General features: G+C 67.1%; 12 protein-coding genes. All 12 read right to left on the bottom strand.

Annotation, left to right across the window (positions count from 1 at the left end; genetic code table 11):
- Positions 1–14: 14 nt before the first annotated feature.
- Genes GAK28_RS03230 through GAK28_RS03285 form a run of 12 tightly spaced genes read right to left on the bottom strand, consistent with a single transcriptional unit; the run spans position 15 to position 17,695 of the window.
- Positions 15–320 (bottom strand): hypothetical protein, encoded by a 306-nt coding sequence (locus GAK28_RS03230; protein ID WP_291775038.1) that lies wholly within the window; start codon positions 318–320, stop codon positions 15–17.
- The gene (locus GAK28_RS03235; protein WP_291775041.1) at positions 317–2,818 is read right to left on the bottom strand and encodes a bifunctional serine/threonine-protein kinase/formylglycine-generating enzyme family protein; all 2,502 of its coding nucleotides are present in this window, start codon (positions 2,816–2,818) and stop codon (positions 317–319) included. The genes GAK28_RS03230 and GAK28_RS03235 overlap by 4 nt, the downstream gene beginning before the upstream one ends.
- Positions 2,815–3,498, bottom strand: coding sequence for a PP2C family serine/threonine-protein phosphatase (locus GAK28_RS03240; RefSeq protein ID WP_291775044.1), 684 nt, complete (start codon positions 3,496–3,498; stop codon positions 2,815–2,817). Before GAK28_RS03240 ends, GAK28_RS03235 begins: the two co-directional genes overlap by 4 nt.
- Positions 3,495–4,871 carry a type VI secretion system-associated protein TagF gene (gene tagF, locus GAK28_RS03245; RefSeq protein ID WP_291775047.1) on the bottom strand — a complete coding sequence of 459 codons (1,377 nt, stop codon included), beginning with the start codon at positions 4,869–4,871 and terminating at the stop codon, positions 3,495–3,497. The genes GAK28_RS03240 and tagF overlap by 4 nt, the downstream gene beginning before the upstream one ends.
- Complete coding sequence (gene tssM, locus GAK28_RS03250; RefSeq protein ID WP_291775049.1) at positions 4,868–8,419, bottom strand: type VI secretion system membrane subunit TssM; 3,552 nt, start codon at positions 8,417–8,419, stop codon at positions 4,868–4,870. The genes tagF and tssM overlap by 4 nt, the downstream gene beginning before the upstream one ends.
- Positions 8,416–9,735 (bottom strand): type IVB secretion system protein IcmH/DotU, encoded by a 1,320-nt coding sequence (gene icmH / locus GAK28_RS03255; protein WP_291775052.1) that lies wholly within the window; start codon positions 9,733–9,735, stop codon positions 8,416–8,418. Before icmH ends, tssM begins: the two co-directional genes overlap by 4 nt.
- 16 nt (positions 9,736–9,751) lie before the next feature.
- A complete protein-coding gene (tssK, locus tag GAK28_RS03260) occupies positions 9,752–11,098 on the bottom strand; it encodes a type VI secretion system baseplate subunit TssK (protein ID WP_291775055.1) in 1,347 nt (448 codons plus the stop codon).
- Complete coding sequence (tagH, locus tag GAK28_RS03265; protein WP_291775058.1) at positions 11,095–12,348, bottom strand: type VI secretion system-associated FHA domain protein TagH; 1,254 nt, start codon at positions 12,346–12,348, stop codon at positions 11,095–11,097. The genes tssK and tagH overlap by 4 nt, the downstream gene beginning before the upstream one ends.
- Positions 12,349–12,356: 8 nt before the next feature.
- Entirely contained in the window at positions 12,357–12,863 is a 507-nt protein-coding gene (locus GAK28_RS03270) for a hypothetical protein (protein ID WP_291775061.1), read from the bottom strand.
- Between the two features lie 11 nt (positions 12,864–12,874).
- A complete protein-coding gene (gene tssI, locus GAK28_RS03275) occupies positions 12,875–14,743 on the bottom strand; it encodes a type VI secretion system tip protein TssI/VgrG (RefSeq protein WP_291775063.1) in 1,869 nt (622 codons plus the stop codon).
- Positions 14,743–16,107 (bottom strand): tetratricopeptide repeat protein, encoded by a 1,365-nt coding sequence (locus GAK28_RS03280; protein ID WP_291775066.1) that lies wholly within the window; start codon positions 16,105–16,107, stop codon positions 14,743–14,745. Before GAK28_RS03280 ends, tssI begins: the two co-directional genes overlap by 1 nt.
- A gap of 4 nt (positions 16,108–16,111) precedes the next feature.
- Positions 16,112–17,695 (bottom strand): hypothetical protein, encoded by a 1,584-nt coding sequence (locus GAK28_RS03285; RefSeq protein WP_291775069.1) that lies wholly within the window; start codon positions 17,693–17,695, stop codon positions 16,112–16,114.
- Positions 17,696–17,741: the final 46 nt, after the last annotated feature.

Here is a 17,741-nt window from a genome sequence, read left to right on the forward strand (position 1 = left end):
GGGGCGGGGCGTGGTCAGTCGCTGACGACCAGCGAAAGGACGGCCCACGCGCTGACTGCTAGCGTCACCAGCAGGAGGGTCCAGGCGGCGATGTTTCGTAGCGCCGGGCGCTCGGGTGACGGGGGGCGGTCGATGACGAAGGGCGCCGTCGGCGCCGGACGGCGCAGGGTGATATCGAGCGTGGCATCCAGGCTCGCCCGCAGCCGGGCGAGGAGGTGTCGACGGTGGCGCCGGTAGTCGTCGAGTGTTGTCCGTCCGCTGCGCAGGTCGCCATCGAGCAGGCGCAGGGCGCGGTTGGTCCGCTGTTCCGCGCCGCTCATTTGAGCACCCTCACCAGGCGGAACCCCACGTCCGCCTGGGGCAAGCCACGGTCGTCTTGCCGGGCGGCCGCACGGCAGAGGCTGGCGTCGCCCCCGCCGCCACGCACCGCGGTATGGGCCGCGTCGGTCACCCATTCGCCGTAGCGGCCCTCCGCGTCGGTCAGGCCCCAGGGATTGCGGACGCGACCGTGAGCCGCACTGCCCGGCGGGCGGCAGTCCGCGCCTTCGGCCACGGCGCGCTTCCATTCGGCGTCGGTGGGTAGCCGATAGCCGTATCCCGACATGCGCGACAACCAGCTGGCGTACATGCGCGCCTGCGCGAGGTACAGCTTCCGGGCGGGCTGGTTGGTGTCGCCGACAAGCGGCGTGCAGCCCTCGGTCGCGCCGCAATAGCGGTTGAAGGCCGCGGTGGAGACCAGCCCGCGCGTAATGGCGAAGGCGGCCATGCCATCGCCGGCCGGGACGACGACGGTCGCCGGTGCCTGCGCACCGTCGCTCAAGGTGTCCACGCAGGTGCGTCCGGTGCCGGCGATCTCGGCGGAATTGCAGGGGTCGGCACCGTGCGTCTTGGCCAGTCCGTGCCCTGAAGCTTCGCGAGGCCGTTGGCCGACCACGGCCGGTGGCGTGGCTTCGGTCGCCCGGGTCTGGAGTTGCGCCAGCAAGGCGTCGACGGAAGGCGCGTCCGGTCGTTTCGTGTCGCGGACATCCGCATCGAGCTGGCGCATCGCGCGCGGATCGCTGCGGCGCAGGGCGTCGTAGCGCTTCCGCAAGGTATCCACGGTGTCCTGGATGACGGTGTCGGTGCCGTCCAGCGCACGGGTGAGGGTCGCGACCATGTCGTAGCGCTCCGCCGCCGCGCGAACGTCGTTGCGGCGACCCGGCCATTTCATGGCCCGTCGGAGCATGTCGGTCGCGTCCTGCCAGCGGCCTTGGCGTGCCAGCGCGTGGGCGTTGTCGAGATAGGCGTCGGCGATCAGGCGCGGTCCCTCGTCGGTGGCGAATCCGTTGTCCGGTTGCGCCGACCTCAGCTTGTCGAGTGCGGGCTGGGCTTTGGCCGTGTCGCCCGCCGCTGCCGCCTGGCGGACCGTTTCGATCAGTGCGGCCACGTCGGTTGTCGCCGGCGGCGAGGCGGGCGCGGGTGCCGAACTGGCGACGGCGGGGACGCTCGCCGTCGGTTTGGGCCGCTCCTTGCGTTCGCGTTCGATCGTGGTCCGGCGTGCATCGAGGGTCGGCGAGAAAAGCTTCAGCCGGTCGCGCAGCGCGAAAATCCGGTCGATGCCCGCGTCGTCTTCGCCGCCGCTTGCCGGATGCTGGTAGGCGTCCAGTCGGGCGAGCAGGAAGCGCTCGATGCGTTCGCCATGATCGAGGATGAAGCGTGCGCGCTCTTCGTCGTCGAGTCGGTCCAGCGCCTGCACCGCTTGGGTGTCTTCGTGCGGCGAGGCCGTGCTTTCGCTGGCGAAGGCCTGGACGGCCATCGTCATGCGTCGCTGGTGGAGTTGGTGGTGGATGGCCCAGGCGATGCCGATCGTCAGCAGCGCCACCGCGGCGGCCGCAAGGAAGCCGCCCCGGGCGTGGTCGCGCCAGCCGCGCGGGCGCATCGCTTCGATCAGGGCGGTCGCGCTCTTCGGTCGCCGTGAGCGATCGAACGCCACGCTGTCGCGCAGCGCCCGACGAGCACTCCGATGCAGTCCACGCACCCGCGGCGGACGCAGTCCATCGCGCATCGCGACCTCGGCGCTGGCCTTGCCGAACGGATGGGTGCCGGTCAGCAGTTCGAAGATGACGCAGCCCAGCGCATAAATGTCGTCGGATGGCATGGGAGGTTTGCCACCCGTGACATCGGGGCTGGCGTAGGCAGGCGTCATGGCGTTGAGCGTGCTCGCATCGAACACCGTCGGATCGTCCGCGTGCCCCTCGTGGCTCGACCGTCCCGCGCGGGCGATGCCGAAGTCGAAGACCTTGGCGATGCCCGCCGGGGTCACCATCACGTTGCCCGGCTTAAAGTCCGAGTGCACCACGCCGTTGTCGTGGGCATGCTGGAGACCGCGCGCCATGCCTTCGATGAGCGGCCATGCGCGCGCGAGCGACATGCCGCCGACGGTTTGCTCGCGGATGATCCGGCGCAGGTCGTTGCCGTCGATGTACTCCATCGTCATGAAGACGATGTCGCCATGCCGATCGAAATCGTAGACGCGCACGATGTTGGGATGGGCGAGCTGCTGCGTGCGCCGCGCTTCGCGTTGCAGCGCCACGAGGGCGTCGGGATGCCGTCGGAATTCGTCGTTGAGCACCTTCACCGCCACGTAGGGATCGCGATCGCGTGCTTCCACCTTGCGCTCGTCGCGGGCGAGGTACACCACGCCCATGCCGCCACGGCCCAGTTCACGCTGCAGCAGGAAACGCTCGTTGAGGAGAAAGCCTTCGTTGGCGCGCTCCACCGTGGCCACGACATCGCGGGCCAGCGGCTTGAAGACGGTGGCATCATCGTCCGGCGTCATCGTTCCCACCCCACGATGACGGCGGAGATGTTGTCGCGCGCACTGCGCGACAGTGCGGTGCCGAACACGTTGTCGAGCAACTGGTGCGGCTCGTCGTGGCGGCGGCAGGCCTCGTGGAGTTCGTCATCGCTCAGTTCCTTGTTGACGCCATCCGAGCAAAGGATGAATCGCGTGCCGGGGCGGGGCACCATCACCACCCAATCCACGTGCACGTGGTCGTCGGCGCCGATGGCACGCGTCAGGGCGCCCGCGTCCGGTCCGTCACCGTCGCCGCGCACATGGTCGCGGGTGAGCCGGCGCAGGGCGCCGTCGTGGAAGGTATACGCATGGCTATCGCCCACCCAGCCGCACAACGCGAAGTCGCGGTCGTAGACCAGCATCACCACCGTGGATGCAATGAGTTCCACGCTGCGCGATGCCGCTGCGGCGCGCAGGTCCGCATTGATCGTCTGCAAGGTATCTTCGATCGCTTCGATGAAGTCGTCGATATCGCCTTGCCTGTTCAGCGCGCCGAGGCGTTGCACGATGATGCCACTGGCGAAGTCACCGGCGGCATGGCCGCCCAATCCATCGGCGACCACCCACAGACCCAGGTCGTCACGGACCAGGATCGCGTCTTCGTTGCGCCGACGCACCTTGCCGGTATCGGTTTTTCCTGCGGAGCGGACAGAGGGTGTCATAGGGGGATGTCGATCACGCCGATGGGCCAGGTGGTGGCGTCCGAACGCAGGCCCGCGACGCTTGCCAGTCGGCGACGCGCGCCTTCCGCATCCGCGTGGCCGAGGGCATCGCTGAACCATGCGTCGGGCAGGGCGCAGAGCGCGCGCGTCGCGACGAGCATGAGGCGGTCGCCCGGCGCCAGTGCGCACACGGCCTCGTCAACGTGCGGCACCGCCGCGCCGCCCAGCCCCGGGCGTATGGAGCCGGCGGGACCGAACAGCAGATCGTCCAGGCCACCATCGCTACGCGCCGGGGCGTTGGCGAACACGGCGCGCAGCTGCCCCCGTCGCCAGTGCCATGCGGCGGCGGCGCCGATCCGTAGCAGTCGTGCCTGTCCGTCGCTCCATTGGGCGGCCACCACGGCGCCATCCACGGCCAGCGGTTGGGCGAGGTGATCGCCGCGCTGGCGCAGCATGGTGTGCAACGCGAGCAGGCCGCCGCGAAGCGCGTCGATGACACCCGCATGCATGCGCGCCGCCGACCGGATGGCGTGCGCCGCTCGACCGGCACCGTCGTCCGCGCACACCACGGTCATGCGACGTTCGTCGATGCGCAGGACGGGAGCATCGATGTCCGCAAGGGGAAGGTCTTCGCCGGGGTCGTCGATGCGTGGGAGAGGGGATGGGTGCGTCTTGCGCGTTGACGGTGCGGCATGGGCCGACTCCAGCAACACGTCGTAATCGTGAGGCAGGCCTCGCGTCGCGAGCAGGGTGGGCGTTGTCGTAGGGTCGGCGGTCCACCACAGACACCAGCCTCCGGGGCGTGCCTCCAGCCGGCGCCAGGCGTCGTGCAGGGTCGCTTCGTGCGCGGTGGACGATGGCAGCGGAAGGCGCCAATGGCTGGCGTGGCCCGGCAGGTGGTCGAGAGGGGACGTGGCGTCGAGCGGCGAGAAATCGGGTAGTCGGGTGATCGCTTCGGCGAGCGCATCCGCGTCGAACGTGTGATCGGTTTGCGCGTGACGATGCAGCGCGGTCACCGCATCGAACCAGCGCCCACCGCGTAACAGTTGGCGCACGCTGGAAGGATCGACACGCCACGGCGTCGCCATCACCATCGGGAATCCGCGTCCCACGCGATCGTTCGATGGGCCCATCACGCCCGTCCAGGCCTGGCCGCCGCACATTCCGGGCGGCAGTAGGAAACGCCAGGTCGGGGACGTGCGCCACGCGTCGTTCCAGCGTTGGCCGAAGCGCCGACGAGAGGTATCGACGGCCTGCTGGAAATGCGGGTCCCAGGCCTGCAGGAATTCGGGTGGCAGTCCACGGCGGACGAAGTCGCCCACCGCAGGCAGTTTGCCGAAGAAGCCGAGACGTGTCGGAAGGGAGGCGATCATGCAGGGCACCGGAAGCGGCGAACGCGGGTGTCTGCGAACGGATGTCGCAGGTTCGCTGGCTGGATGGTCACAGGCACCACGTGCCCACCCACCCGGAAACGGGCGACGATCCGCAGGTCGCCCTGGGCTTGCAGGTTCGCCGCGTCGAGCGCATGGAACCACGCCCAGTCGCCCTGGTAGTCCACGTCCGGCAACGTGTTGCCCGAGGCGTCCTGCGCGGAAAGGGTCACTTGTCCGGGCTTGGGGCCGGGCCACTTCATCGCCACGGTGTCTTCGCCGGGCGATTCCAGGCGCTGTCCGTCGACGACGAGCGTGAACTTGCCCAGCTCGGCGGGGAGAGGGCCGACGTGCAGCGTGAAATCCACCTCGGGCTGCGGGCCGTTACGAAAGTAAGCCTGGCGGATGTCGTCCGCGAGTTGGGCTTGCGCAGGAAGACCGGGCGGGCCGCCGACGGCCGTCTTCTTCCATCGCCAGGTGCCGCCCCCAGTATCGATAAGCGATGCGAGCTTCTGCTTGAAGAACGTATCGAAGCGTCCGCCATTGCCGAACAGCTCGGCGAAGTTCTGCACGGGAATGTCCGAACTGCCGTCGGGGCGGAACGGATAGCGGCCGTCGACCAGTCGCGTGCAGTCGTTGCCGGCGGCCTGGCGGAAGGCATCGCCGAGCGCGCCCCGCACGCCGCTGGCCACCAGCGCTTCGCTACGGCCGGTCAGGTTCGACAACATGCCGCCGACTTGCGGCGGTAACTGGCCGGCCTCCTGGCGTGCGCCGAGCAGCACGGGGTCGGCTTGCGCGGAGGCGTCGTCGAAGCTGTCCATGGTGAGCAGGTGCTTGCCCAGCTGATCGAGGACGCCGATCGTGCGATCGATGGGCGCGTTGCCGGCGGCGCCCGAGGTGAGCTGGTTCAGGCCCGCGAAATGCGCTTCGATCATGGCGCCAGGACGTTCCTCGACGGCGGGAGCACTCCCGGGTTTGCCGCCTTCGCCCGGCATCGTGGCACCCGCGCTGTGCAGTTCGCGAAGCAGGTAGCTGCGCGAGAGGACGCGATCGGAGGCGATTCGCTTGCCGACGCCCACGGCCTTTTCGCCATTCGCCGAGTGGGGTTCCGTACTGCCGGGTGGTCCGCGCATCAGGTCGCTGGTGTTGTCGCGTACGAGTTCCAGCAGCGCCTTCAATGGCGAGCTCGGACCGGACAGCCGGGCCGCCGCGGCGCTGGCGTCCTGGATCGTGGTGACCGGCTGCACTTCCAGGTCGGCGAGCAGGTCGTCCCAGGCCTTGATGTAGTCGCGCTGGTATAGCGCCATCACGTCCTGGGCGATGCGCGAGCGCGCGAGCGGGTCGATCCGGTGCGATCCGAACACCCAGTCTTCCTTGACGAAGCGGTCCACGGATTCGTCGATACCGTGCGCGGCTTCCTCGGCGAACAGGGGGCGCGTGAACAGTGCGGGCAAGGGGGTGGACAGTGGCACCCCGCTGCGGCGGCGGAACACGTTGCCCAGCAGACCGAGCGACTGGTCCAGCCGCAGGGGCGGCGCACCGGAGCCTTCGGCGCGTAGCTTCACGCTGTCGTAGACGAGCACCGACGCGTCGGCCGTCTGCAACGTGGCGCGGGCCTGCGCCACGAGTCCGTCGTCGATCGGCAATGCGCGCGGCTTGACCGGCGCTTCCAGCAGGGCCGTGAAATGGGTGTCCAGCGCTTTCTGCACTTCCGGGTCGGAGGGAAAGATCCGTCGCCATTCGATGCGGGCCAGCGCGGCCAGCTCGGCGGGTACCAGGTGTGCCGGTTCGCCCAGCATCAGGTAACCCTTGAGATAGTCGTAGACCTCTTGCGGCTGGCGAGCGCTGGCGGCCAGGCCATCACGGAAGCGCACGCCCGCGGCGGGTAGCAGGGTCGCGCCGAGTTCACGACGGTAGGCATCCTGGATGTCCGCCGCCATGGACGCGCCCCGGTAGAGCCCGAAGCGCATCGTCCAAGGCACGTCGCCTTCGTAGCGTATCGCGGTGTCATGGGCCGCGCTGAGGATTTCCAGTCGTTGCAGGCTGCGCGCCAGGTAGATCTTCAGAGACGCGGCATGCAACAGGTCTTCCGTATCCGGCGGAAAATCCGCGAGCGCCGTGCGCACATCCGCGATATGCGCGCTGTTGCGTCGATAGCTGGTGGCGAGGCCGATCAGGCCGAGCGCCACCACGCTGGTGATGCCGATGGCGAGGGCCGCGCGCAGAATCAGCGATCGTCGTTCGCTGGCCGGGTCGGCACCGGCGAAACCGGATTCGCGCAGCACCACCTCCCTGATCAGGCGTTCAACGAAAAAGCTTCGCTGGGGCGCGGCGGGTGTAGGGACGCGGGCGGCGTCGACGCCGAAGGTCCGCGCCACGGCGCCGAGCATGCGATCGATGGGCGTACCTTCCTGCACGCCGGAGGTGAAGTACACGCCGCGCAGCAACGGCGTGGCGCCGTACTGGTGGCGGTTGAACAGGCTGCCGACGAACGCGGTCGCCAGACCGCGCAGCGCGCCCATTTCCTGGGGGAACGACAACAGCGCGGCGCGACGGCGATCGTTGCGTTCGGCGTGCAGGCGTTCCATGATGCGCGTGTCCAGGCGTGCGAGCAGGAGCTCGAATTCCTCGTCGAAGTGCGCCGCCGCGCTGCCGTCGACCGTACGTGCCACGGGGAAAGTCATGCCCCATACCTGGCTGCGCAGTTCCGGCCCCAGGTCGTCGAAAAACTCGGAAAAGCCGGCGACGAGGTCGCACTTGGTCAGCACGACATAGACCGGCACGCGCATCTTCAGACGCTCGTCCAGTTCGTCCAGTCGGCGACGGATGGCGCGCACGTGCGAGAGCCGCGTCGTCTCGTCCAGCGTCAGCAGGTCCGGCACGCTCATGCTGACGATCACGCCGTTCAACGGTCGCCGCCGTCGATAGCGGCGCAGCAAGCGGAGAAAGTCGCCCCAGCCGGCGGCGTCGGTGCTCGCCTCCGAATCCTGTGTGGTGTAGCGCCCGGCGGTATCGAGGAAGACGGCCTCGTCGGCGAACCACCAGTCGCAGTGGCGCGTGCCTCCGATGCCTCGGACTGGGCGCTTGCCGTTGCTCGACGACAGAGGGAAATCGAGTCCGGAGTTTTGCAGCAACGTGGTTTTGCCCGAACCCGGTGGTCCGATCACGGCATACCAGGGCAGCGCATGCAGGTTGCGACCGCCCTTGCGCGTCTTGCGCAGCGTATCTACGGCCTCGCGAAACAATGCCTGCAGTTGCGCGCCCTCTGCTGCCGCGGCCTGGTCGGCCGCGTTCGGTGCGTCCTGCTTCGCCAGCGCTTCGGTCAATCCGCGCGTGCGTCGGCGCGCACGCCATTGCGCTACGACCAGGCAGGTGAGCCAGACGACGAGCAGGAAGAGGATGGTGGCCACGCGCGCGACGACGCTGGTCAACGGTTGCTTCGCGCCGAGACCGAGATAGGGACCGCCCCACCAGACGAGTACGCCTAGGAGCGCCACGCCGATCAGGGACATGCCCCATGCGGAGGCGAGCCATGCGAACCGGGCCCTCACGAGCCGATCTCCGGCAGGTACATGATCTCCACGCGGCGGTTGCGTGCCCGATTGGCGGGTATGTCGACCGGCGTGGCCACGGGTTGGGACGGCCCCGCGCCGCTGGAGTCGAGGCGGCGCGGATCGTTCAGTCCCGTCGCGAGGATGGACGCCGTGTTGCGGGCACGCTGGGTGGAAAGGTCGAAGTTGTCCTTGAAGCGCAGCGAGCGCACGGGCTGGTCGTCGGTGTGGCCAACCACCACGACCCGTCCCGGAACCTGGTTGAGCGCCCAGGTGATCCGATGCAGTAGCGGCACTTCGTCGGCGACGATATCGGCACCGCCGGACGGGAACATCTCGGCTGCGGCCAGCCGTACGCTCGCGCGCCCGTCAGGCTGCTCGTCGATCGAGAGCTTGCCCGCCTGTTCCTCGGGGGCCAGCAATTGCTTGAGTGTCTTGCGCGCGACCGGCGTCCGCGGACGCGCATCGGGCGGCAGTGCGTTTTCGACGCCGATGGTGGCGAGGCGGCCGCCCAGGGGTTCGCCGAGGCCGTCCAGGCGATGGGAGAAATACAGAAAGGCGACAAGCAGCATACAGGTGGCTGCAAGCACGATCATCCATGACGGAACATGGCGCAGGAACGGGTTGCGCCGGTCGTCCATGCCTCGCCAGTGGGGTGCCAGTTCGGTCGCGGGTGCCTCGCGCAGGCCGCGGATGCGCCGATAGAGGTCTTCCTGGATATCGGCCAGGCGTCCCAGGCCGCCGGGTTCGACGAGGTAGCGACCGCCGAAGCCCAGCGCGAGGCAGGTGTACATGAGTTCGATCAGGTCGAGGTGACGCGAGAAGTCCTGCACCAGTCGATCGAGGATCTGGAAGAACTTCGCGCCGCCGTAGGTCTCGCCATGAAAGGTCACCAGCAAGGTCTTTTGCGACCAGCCTGTCGGCTCGCCCCATGGGGTGTTCAGCACGGACTCGTCGATCATGGTGCACAGGACATATCGCGCCGCGAGTACCGTCTGCGCAGGCACGCCAAGCGACTGGGTGTGGTTCTCGAACTGTCGGATCTGCGCGACGGCCTGTTCACGCAGACGGGGAATATCGGGCACGTCGACGCTGTGCCGCAGTTGCACGGAAAGAATCAACAGCGGGCTGGCGGCGCGCGCGATCGGATTCGCGCCTCCCCGCAGGAAGTCGCCAAGCTCCGCCCGTGCCGGTGTCGGCATGGCCGGTCTCATGCGATCGTCGACGGGAAGTACCCCGTAGCCGGGAACATCCGCGCGCGGACGAATGACCGTACGGTCATCGTCGGGGCGCAGCGTGGCGTCGTCGTCGTGCATGCCTTGCATCATCGGCTCATGTCCTCACCGCCCACAGTTGCAGTTCCAGCCCGGCGAAGCCGCTGCCGAAATGCATCGCGATACCGCCGGAGGTACGCAACATGCGCCACATCGGCGACTGCTTGTCGCACTCGAAATACAGGTAGCCCGAGGTATAGGGCAGCTGCCGCGGCGCGACGGACATCGGCGAGACGCCGATGCCGGGCAATTGCAGGTTCACGAGATCGCGGATCTTCTCGACAGGGCCGATCTTCGACTGCGTCGGGAGCTGCCGGCGCATGTCTTCCGCGCGCAGGTCGGCCTTCGCCGCCAGCACGAAGGAGGCCGTATCCAGCAGCGTCGCATCGGACACGACACCTACCCATACGCCGTACTTGCGTTCCTGGAGGGGAATGGCGATGGCGGTCTGTTCCATCACCGCGCTCAGCGCGGCGCGAAGGGCGGCGATCACGGGTTCGAAACTCTCCCTCAGCGATTCGTGGCGATAGGCAGGGAAGGCCGCGACACGCTTGCCGGTCGCGGTGAACGTGGCGAGGTCGCCGGCGATCATTACCAGCACGCGGTAGAGCTCTTCCGGATGCAGGCTGGGCGAATCGGCGAGGTGGGCGACCAGGGGTTGGTAGCGATTGATCACCTGCAACATGAGGAAATCGGCGATCTCGGCCGCCGCGCCACGGTCGGTCGCCACGACGCGCGCGGCCAACGCTTCGCCGCGCTGGTGAAGCAGGCCAAGCAATTCGGACAGGAAGCTGGTGAGTCGTGGCGAGGCCTGGCAGGCCAGCGCGGTTGGCACGAAGGCGTCGTCGATGAGCACATGGCGATCGGCGCGGCATTCGACAATCTGCGCCACCGGAATCCGCAGCAAGCCCTCCGACGGTTCGTCCTGCGTGAGCAGGCGGGCGTTCATGCCACCGACCTCGAGCGGCGTGGTTCCCTCCATGCTGCCGGACGCATCGTGTACCTCGGTCTCGCGGACACGGAAGCGGCGCAGCGCATCCGTCCGCTCCGCTGGGTCACCGGGCCAGCCGCTGTCCGGGCGGGTGGGTGAACGTAGGGGGAGGGTGAGGAAGACTGTCCGGTCGCGACAGTTGGCCGAGACGTCCATCGGTGGGGGCAGCGGATCGTCCGTCGGCATGGCGAACGGCGTGCCATCGGGAAACACGCCGCGGCAGCTCCTGATCGCGAGCTTGCCGATCGCCAGGAGGTCGCGATCGATCTCCAGGTCGTGGAAACCCCAGGCGTGCGCACGCAAGGTGCCGGCGCGAAGTTCCACGAGCCGCTCCATGTAACGTTCCTGCTGTTGCAGGTGCTGGGGGCGAAGGAACAGTCCTTCGCTCCAGACGACTTTGTTGGTCTGGCTCATGACGATGTCCCTCCCTGAGCGAAGATGTGTTGCCGATGGGACTTCAGGCGCGCGAGTTGTTCCTCATAGGCCTGTGCGAACACATCGCCGAACAGGCGCTGGAAGCAATCGTCCGGATTGGTGGTGAGGGCCTGGAACTGGCGGCGGTAGATGTCCCAGGGCTGCTCCTTCCGCCGGAAAGGCGCCCGACCGACAGGGGCCGAGGGTTCGAAACCCGCGGGATCGAAGCGTTCGAGCATCGCGTGGAAGGCGGTGCGCATGCCGAACAGCATCGCCACCTGGTGATGGCGGATGTCTTCGACCGCGTCGTCGAGCGCGGCCTCGCCGGTGAGGAAGGCGGGATTGGCGGGCGAAAGGAGCTTGCTCACCGCTTCCTGGGCGTTCGGCGCGAACTTCAGCGGATTGTTCTCCGACCGCTGGATGACCGTGACCGGCAGGCGGAAGGTGTTCTTCAGTTCGTTGCGTGCCCGCAGGACATCGATGATGCCGTCGATGGCGGCATGGAACAGGCCATGCAGATCCGCCTGCGGTGCATCGGGCGTGGGCTGCGCGGTGATGGGCTCGGGCGTGGCACGTTCGACGGAGACGGACGGTTCGGGCTCTGCCGGCGGCACGCCGGTGAGTTCCCAGTTCTCGGGCAGCGTGGGCGCGGATGTGCCGCTTCCGGTCGTCCGTGGAGGATGGAACAGGTCCGCGCTGCCGGGCGTGTGGTTCCAGCTGTCCTCGAACGATGGTTCCGGCGTTGCCATGGCCGGCGCCGCATCGAGGAAGGCGAGGGGATCGAGCGCGGGATCGATCATGCCCAACGAGGACGTTCCGGGGATCAGCGGTTCCGCATCGTCGGGAATCGGTGTCGTGGGAAGCGCTGGCGTGGGCATCGCGGGTGCCGTCGCCATCGCATCGTGGCGCGCTGCCGTGGCGGTGTCGTCGGAGGCGATGTCCACGCCGATCTCGAAGGTGTCCACGTGCAGACGGTCACCGTCCTTCAATGGCGTGGGGTGGCCCTTTCGCAAGGGTTCGCCGTTGAGCAGCATGCCGTTGGAACTGCGATCTTCGAGGAAGTAGGTGTCGTCGACGTAGCGGACGACCGCGTGCAGCCGCGAGACTCCCGGTGCGCGCAGGGTCCACTCGCAGTCCTCGGCGCGGCCGATGCGGCCGCCTTCGCTGTCGAAGCACTTGCGCGCGTCGCTACCGAATTGTTCGGCATGTGCGGCGTTGACCGACAGGGTGAGTGTGCGTGACGTATCCATGGCATACCTCATGGGGATGGCGCGACGGTGTCGAGCAGGCCGAGCGCGTCGCGAATGCACGCATCGCGGGCGGGCACGAAGCCCTCCGGGGCGATGGCGGCGAGGCGGGTAAGGGTGGCGACGACGGCATGCGCGGCCTGCACGCGGGTGGCGTCCTCCGCGGACCAGGCGGCCGTCGCGGCAAGCCAGGCGCCGATCGTCGCGCAACGATGGCTCACCGCGAAGTCGAGCGCCTGCTGCCGATGCGTATCGAGCGGATCGCGAAGCCATGCCTCGGCCAGCGCGAGGCCCTGCTGATCGGAGGCATCAAGGATATGTCGACGTGCCCGACCGCATACCCACGCCACTGCGTATCCGGGTTGGAGCAGGTGCGCCTGCAACTTCAACGCATCGTCCGCAAGCTGGTGTTCCAGCAGGTTCGACACCGCCGCGCGGGCCGAGGATGTCGGTGCCAGAGCGGACAGCGCGGCGGGGGTGAGGGCCATGCGTACGGCGGCGTCGTGGATGGGATGCATGGGGACCTCGTTCATACCGGCATCGGCATGGGTGGCATGCCGTTGATCAGGACGGGCGTCCCGTTGATCAGCACCGGCATGCCCTTGATCGTGAGCAAGGTGTTCGCCATGACCTCCATGGCGCCCATCGCGTTGATCTTGCAGTTCGCACCGGCTTCGACATCGACGGAGACGGAGCCTTTCAGCTGGAGGGAGAGGCCGCTTATCTCGATCTCGCCCGTGCTTTTCATCACCAGTCGCGAAGCGCCCGTGACCAGTTCGATCTGCTGGCCGGCCACCAGTCGGTAGTTGCGCCCAGTGTCCACGTCGTGGTCGCGTTCGGCTTCCTCGCGCATGTCCTGCTGGGCGTGCAGCAACAGTTCCTCGCTGCCGGCCTTGTCTTCAAAACGGATCTCGTTGTAGTCGGCGGGACCGCCACCCGGATGGCTCCGACTCTTGACGCCGCTGCGCGTCTTCTCGGACGGAAGGTCGTAGGGCGGCATGTTGTCGGCGTTGTACACGCTGCCGACGATCAGGGGCCGGTCCGGGTTGCCTTCCAGGAAGCTGACGACCACCTCCTGGCCCACGCGCGGTATCTGCACCGCGCCCCATCGCTTGCCGGCCCACCCGGATGCCACGCGCACGGGACAGGACTGATCGGCCTTCGGCTTGCCCGGTGGGTTCCAGAAGAACGTGACCTGCACGCGCCCGTACTTGTCCACGGCGATGTCCTCCGGCGTCGTGCCGTACACCACGGCGGTCTGCAAGCCGGCGATACGCGGATGCGGCGTCGTGGCGAGGGTGCGGAATGGCTGCTGGCTGGCGATCACCTTGAACTCGCAGGCGAAGGGGCTCTCGTCCATGTCCGGTGCGCCGCCACCGGTCTGATAGTCCACTTCCACCAGGCGAATGGTGGTTTCGATGACGAGGTATTCGCGATTCGCGGCGCCGAGGGGAAAGTCCTTCAGCGTGAACAGGATGCCCGTGGCCATGCCGGCGGCGTCGGTCACTCCGGAGGAGGTGGCCTGGCGCACGCTGAGGGCATCCACGCGCACCTGCGCGTAGCGGTTGCCATCCTTCACCTGCTGCTCGTAGCCCTGGGTCTGGTAGGGATAGTCGTAGATGTCCAGGTTGGAGATGCCGTGCGCATGGGCGTGGTCGGTGACTTCCTCGTTGGCGGCCAGCGACGCCTTGGGCCGCAGATAGTCGTAATCGTCCAGGCGCACGCGGGTGGGATTGACGGTGTTGGCGAGGGACCACTCGCTGATCGATGCCTTGACCCGGTGGCCGCGCTCGGTGGGCGGTGCATAGGGGATCTGCTCGAAGGTGGAGACGGTCTTGTGGGCACCGAGCGAGTCGGAGAGCACCATGGTGTGCGTGCTGCGGGTGTGGGTGAAGTAGTAGTAGATGCCCTCCTGTTCCATCAGCCGACTGATGAAGTCGAAGTAGCTTTCCCGGTATTGCACGCAGTACTCGCGGGCGGTGTAGCTGCCGCTGAGGCTGAGTTTTACGTCGCCGTAGCCGAACTCCGCCAGCAGTGCGCGAACGATATCGGGCACGGTCTGGTTCTTGTAGATACGGCAGTCCAGGGTCTGTTTCAGCAGCCAGGGCTTGGGAACGAGGTGCACTTTGTAGACGGCGTAGCGCACGTTGTCGACCATCACGAAGCCCGTTTGCTCCGCTTCCGCGACGATGCCGTTGAAGTAGCGGACATAGCCTTGTGGCGTGGTGAGGGTGACCGTCATCGGGGTACCCAGCAGGGCGCGCAAGTCGATGGACACGTCCCGACTAATCGCCTCGACGTCGTAGGCAAACAGGCGTCCCAACTGCTCGGCCGCGGTCATGTTGGAGAACAGCAAGGTTTCGCCGAGCGACGAGGTGAGTTGGATCGCATGGGCCATCAGTGTTCTCCTGGCGACATGCGTCGCGCCGTCACCACCCAGCCGTCGACCCAGCGCCCGGCTTCGCGGCGCAAGGTGTCGGGGGCGATGTCCACATGGTCGAAGCCGGCGTCGCGGAGCGCCCTGGCGACGTAGGTCGCCGAGTGGCGGTAGCGGCCGCTCGGCGTGAGCCGGTAGGGCCGCTCGTCGTCCAGTGCCTCAAGGGTGAAGGCGACGACGCCATGGTCGCGCAGCGCGCGATAGGTCGCGTTGAAGAAGGTATTCAGTTCGCCAAAATAGACCAGCGTGTCCGCGCACACGACGAGGTCGTAGCGCGAGGCGTCGTCGAGATGACGGGTCAGCTCGGCTTCGTGCAGTTCGTCGTAGCAGCCGCGAGCCGCCGCCTTGTCGATCATCGAGGCACTCAGATCCACACCCACCAGCCGCCGTGCCCGTGCGCGTAGCAGCGGTCCGCACAAGCCGGTGCCACAGCCGGCGTCGAGCACGTCCAGGGCATCGCGGTGTGGCAGGTTGTCGATCGCGGCGACCAGCGCGTCGGGCGCGCGGTAGGCGAGATGGCCGATCAGCTGGTCGTCGAAGCTGTTGGCGAAGCGGTCGAAGAGGTTCCTGATATAGGCGTCGTCGGCCCTGTCCGGAGCGTCGATAGCGCCGCAGGCGGCCAGCATGTGGCGCGGTACCGGATGATCCGGATCGCGGGTCGACCAGGCACGATAGACCTCGGTCGCCTCGTCGATGCGTTCCAGTCCATACAGGGCCATGCCCAATGCTTCCAGGAGGCCGGCGTGATCCGGCTGGATGCCCAGCCCCGAACGGAATATGTCCACGGCCGACTCGATGTCCTCGCGTCGCTCCGGGTGGGTGCATAGGAACCGGCCGTAGAAGTAGTGCGCGCGAACATCGGCCGGATGCGTGCGCAGCCAGTGCCGGTAGACCAGGCGTGCCTCGTCGTCCGCGCCGCGGGCTTCCAGCAGCACGGCCAGGTTGCCCAGCGCCTGCGGATGAGCGGGTGCGAGGGTCACCGCGCGACGGTAGCTCGCTTCGGCGTCTTCCAGGTCGCCGCATTCCTTGTGGATGTTGCCCAGGTTGTTGTGCGCGTCGGGCTGGGTGGGCAGGAGGGATATCGCTTGCCGGAGAAACGCCACGCCGACCTCGCTGCGACCTCGCTGGTGCATCAGCACGCCCAGGTAATGCAAGGTATCCGTCCGCGTAGCCGGTACACCGGCCAACGGCCGGTAAAGGCGCTCGGCGGTGTCGAGGTCGCCTGCCTGATGCGCGGCCATGGCATGCCGCAGGCGGGCGATCGCTTCTTTTTTCGGGAGCGCGTGGCCGTCGGGCTTCCGGTCGGAACGTGGGTCACGAAGCATCGCGTCACGCCTCCACGGTCAGGATTTTCTGGAAGGGGGCGAGCTTGCGTTTCATGCCGGTCCAGTCGCCCTGCACGGGTGTCGGAGCGATGTTCAGCAAACCTTCGCGGACATCGTCCTTGGCGATGCAATGGAAGTTGTAGCCCACCTCTTCGAGGTAGAGCTGCCCCCAGAGCTTCAGGCTGTCCAGGGAGTTCGACGCATCGATGAATCGATCCTTGTGGGCATCGCTTATGTCCTTGACGCTTTTCGGAGCGATCTGGCTGTCGCCCCCTTCGAACAGGTTGAGCAGGCGCATCTTGTCGCCGCATACGCCGCTGTTGAGGGCAAGGATGGAAATGGCCGGTGTGCCCACGGCGTATCGACGGAACCAGCGGTTGAAGGCCACGGGTTGCCTGTACAGCGACATGGGCTGCTCACGGATCAGGAAATGATGCCGGGCCTCCTCGAAGAACCGGTTCATGCGATGGATGTCGTACAGCTTCCACGCGGTACCCACCACCGCCTCGATCACGGCGAAGACGAGGCTGGTCACGGCGCTTCCCGCGGCGGCACTCAGGCCTTCGACGGTGATCTTCGTGGAGCCTTTCATCGCTTCATACAGGCCCGCGCAGGTGCGTTGCTCCATCGCACGATGGATCTCGCCGACGATGCTGGTCGCATAGCCGGGCATCATCGGCATCTGTCGTCCATGGACATAGGCCTTGTAACGGGCGTGGCCCGAATACAGGGCGTCCACCAAGCCATTGGCAATCGACATGCCGCCGCTCATGAACGGTAGGGCGTTGGTAAAAAAATGGGCACCGAGGATGTTGGTGGCGACACGCAGCGGCCCAGGCGCGCCATCCCATAGCACGCGCTTGAGACCGCCACTGTCCGGGGTCTTGCCGCTCTCCTCCCTGGCAACCATGTCCTTGGTGATCTCCGCGCCGATGGCTCCCAAGGCCTGGTTGACGTTTTCTTGCGCGGTGCGTAATTCCCGTGACGCGGGCATCGGTGGCGTCTGTCCCTGCAGCTGACGCGAAGTGATCTTCCTACGGATGTCCTTCAATGCCTTCGATGTCTTCGATATCGTGGAGGGAAGCTCTTTGATCGCGGGTATGGCCTTGCTGGTGTCCTGCATGCCGATCTGCTTCGTTTCATCGCCTTCGTAACCGAGCACGCCACCCGCCAGGTCCAGCGCGCCGTGGGTGATGACTTCAAAGTAGTCGTCGCACCTCAGCCCCGAGAAAAGATAGAGCACGCCAAGCCGGGCGTTGGCCATGTCGTCGACCAGCTGTGCGGGCGCACCGGGGATGTCGTCGATGTCGCCGGTGGTGAGCTCCCGTTCGAGTTGCGTGACGATGCTCGTCTTGTTGCGATGCGAGGAGCGCCAGGCATCGCCATTGCCTTGCGTCTTCTTCCAGGTGTCGAACGCCTGTCGAAGGTTCCGCAGGCCGCTCGCCGAACGCGCGCTTATGTAGCCGTCGATGAAGATGTCGAGGGCCTGCAGTTGGGCGCTGCGTATCCGGAACAGGCTGGAGGTTTCCCGGATCCATTCCTGGTAGGTGAAGGGCAGGCGGGGCAGGCCGGTGCGTTGGACGGTCATGACGACATCTCCTGGAGCGTGGCGTGTATCGACGAGCGGGTAATCC

The organism is Luteibacter sp. (assembly GCF_009912395.1).
In the GTDB taxonomy this organism is placed as follows: domain Bacteria; phylum Pseudomonadota; class Gammaproteobacteria; order Xanthomonadales; family Rhodanobacteraceae; genus Luteibacter.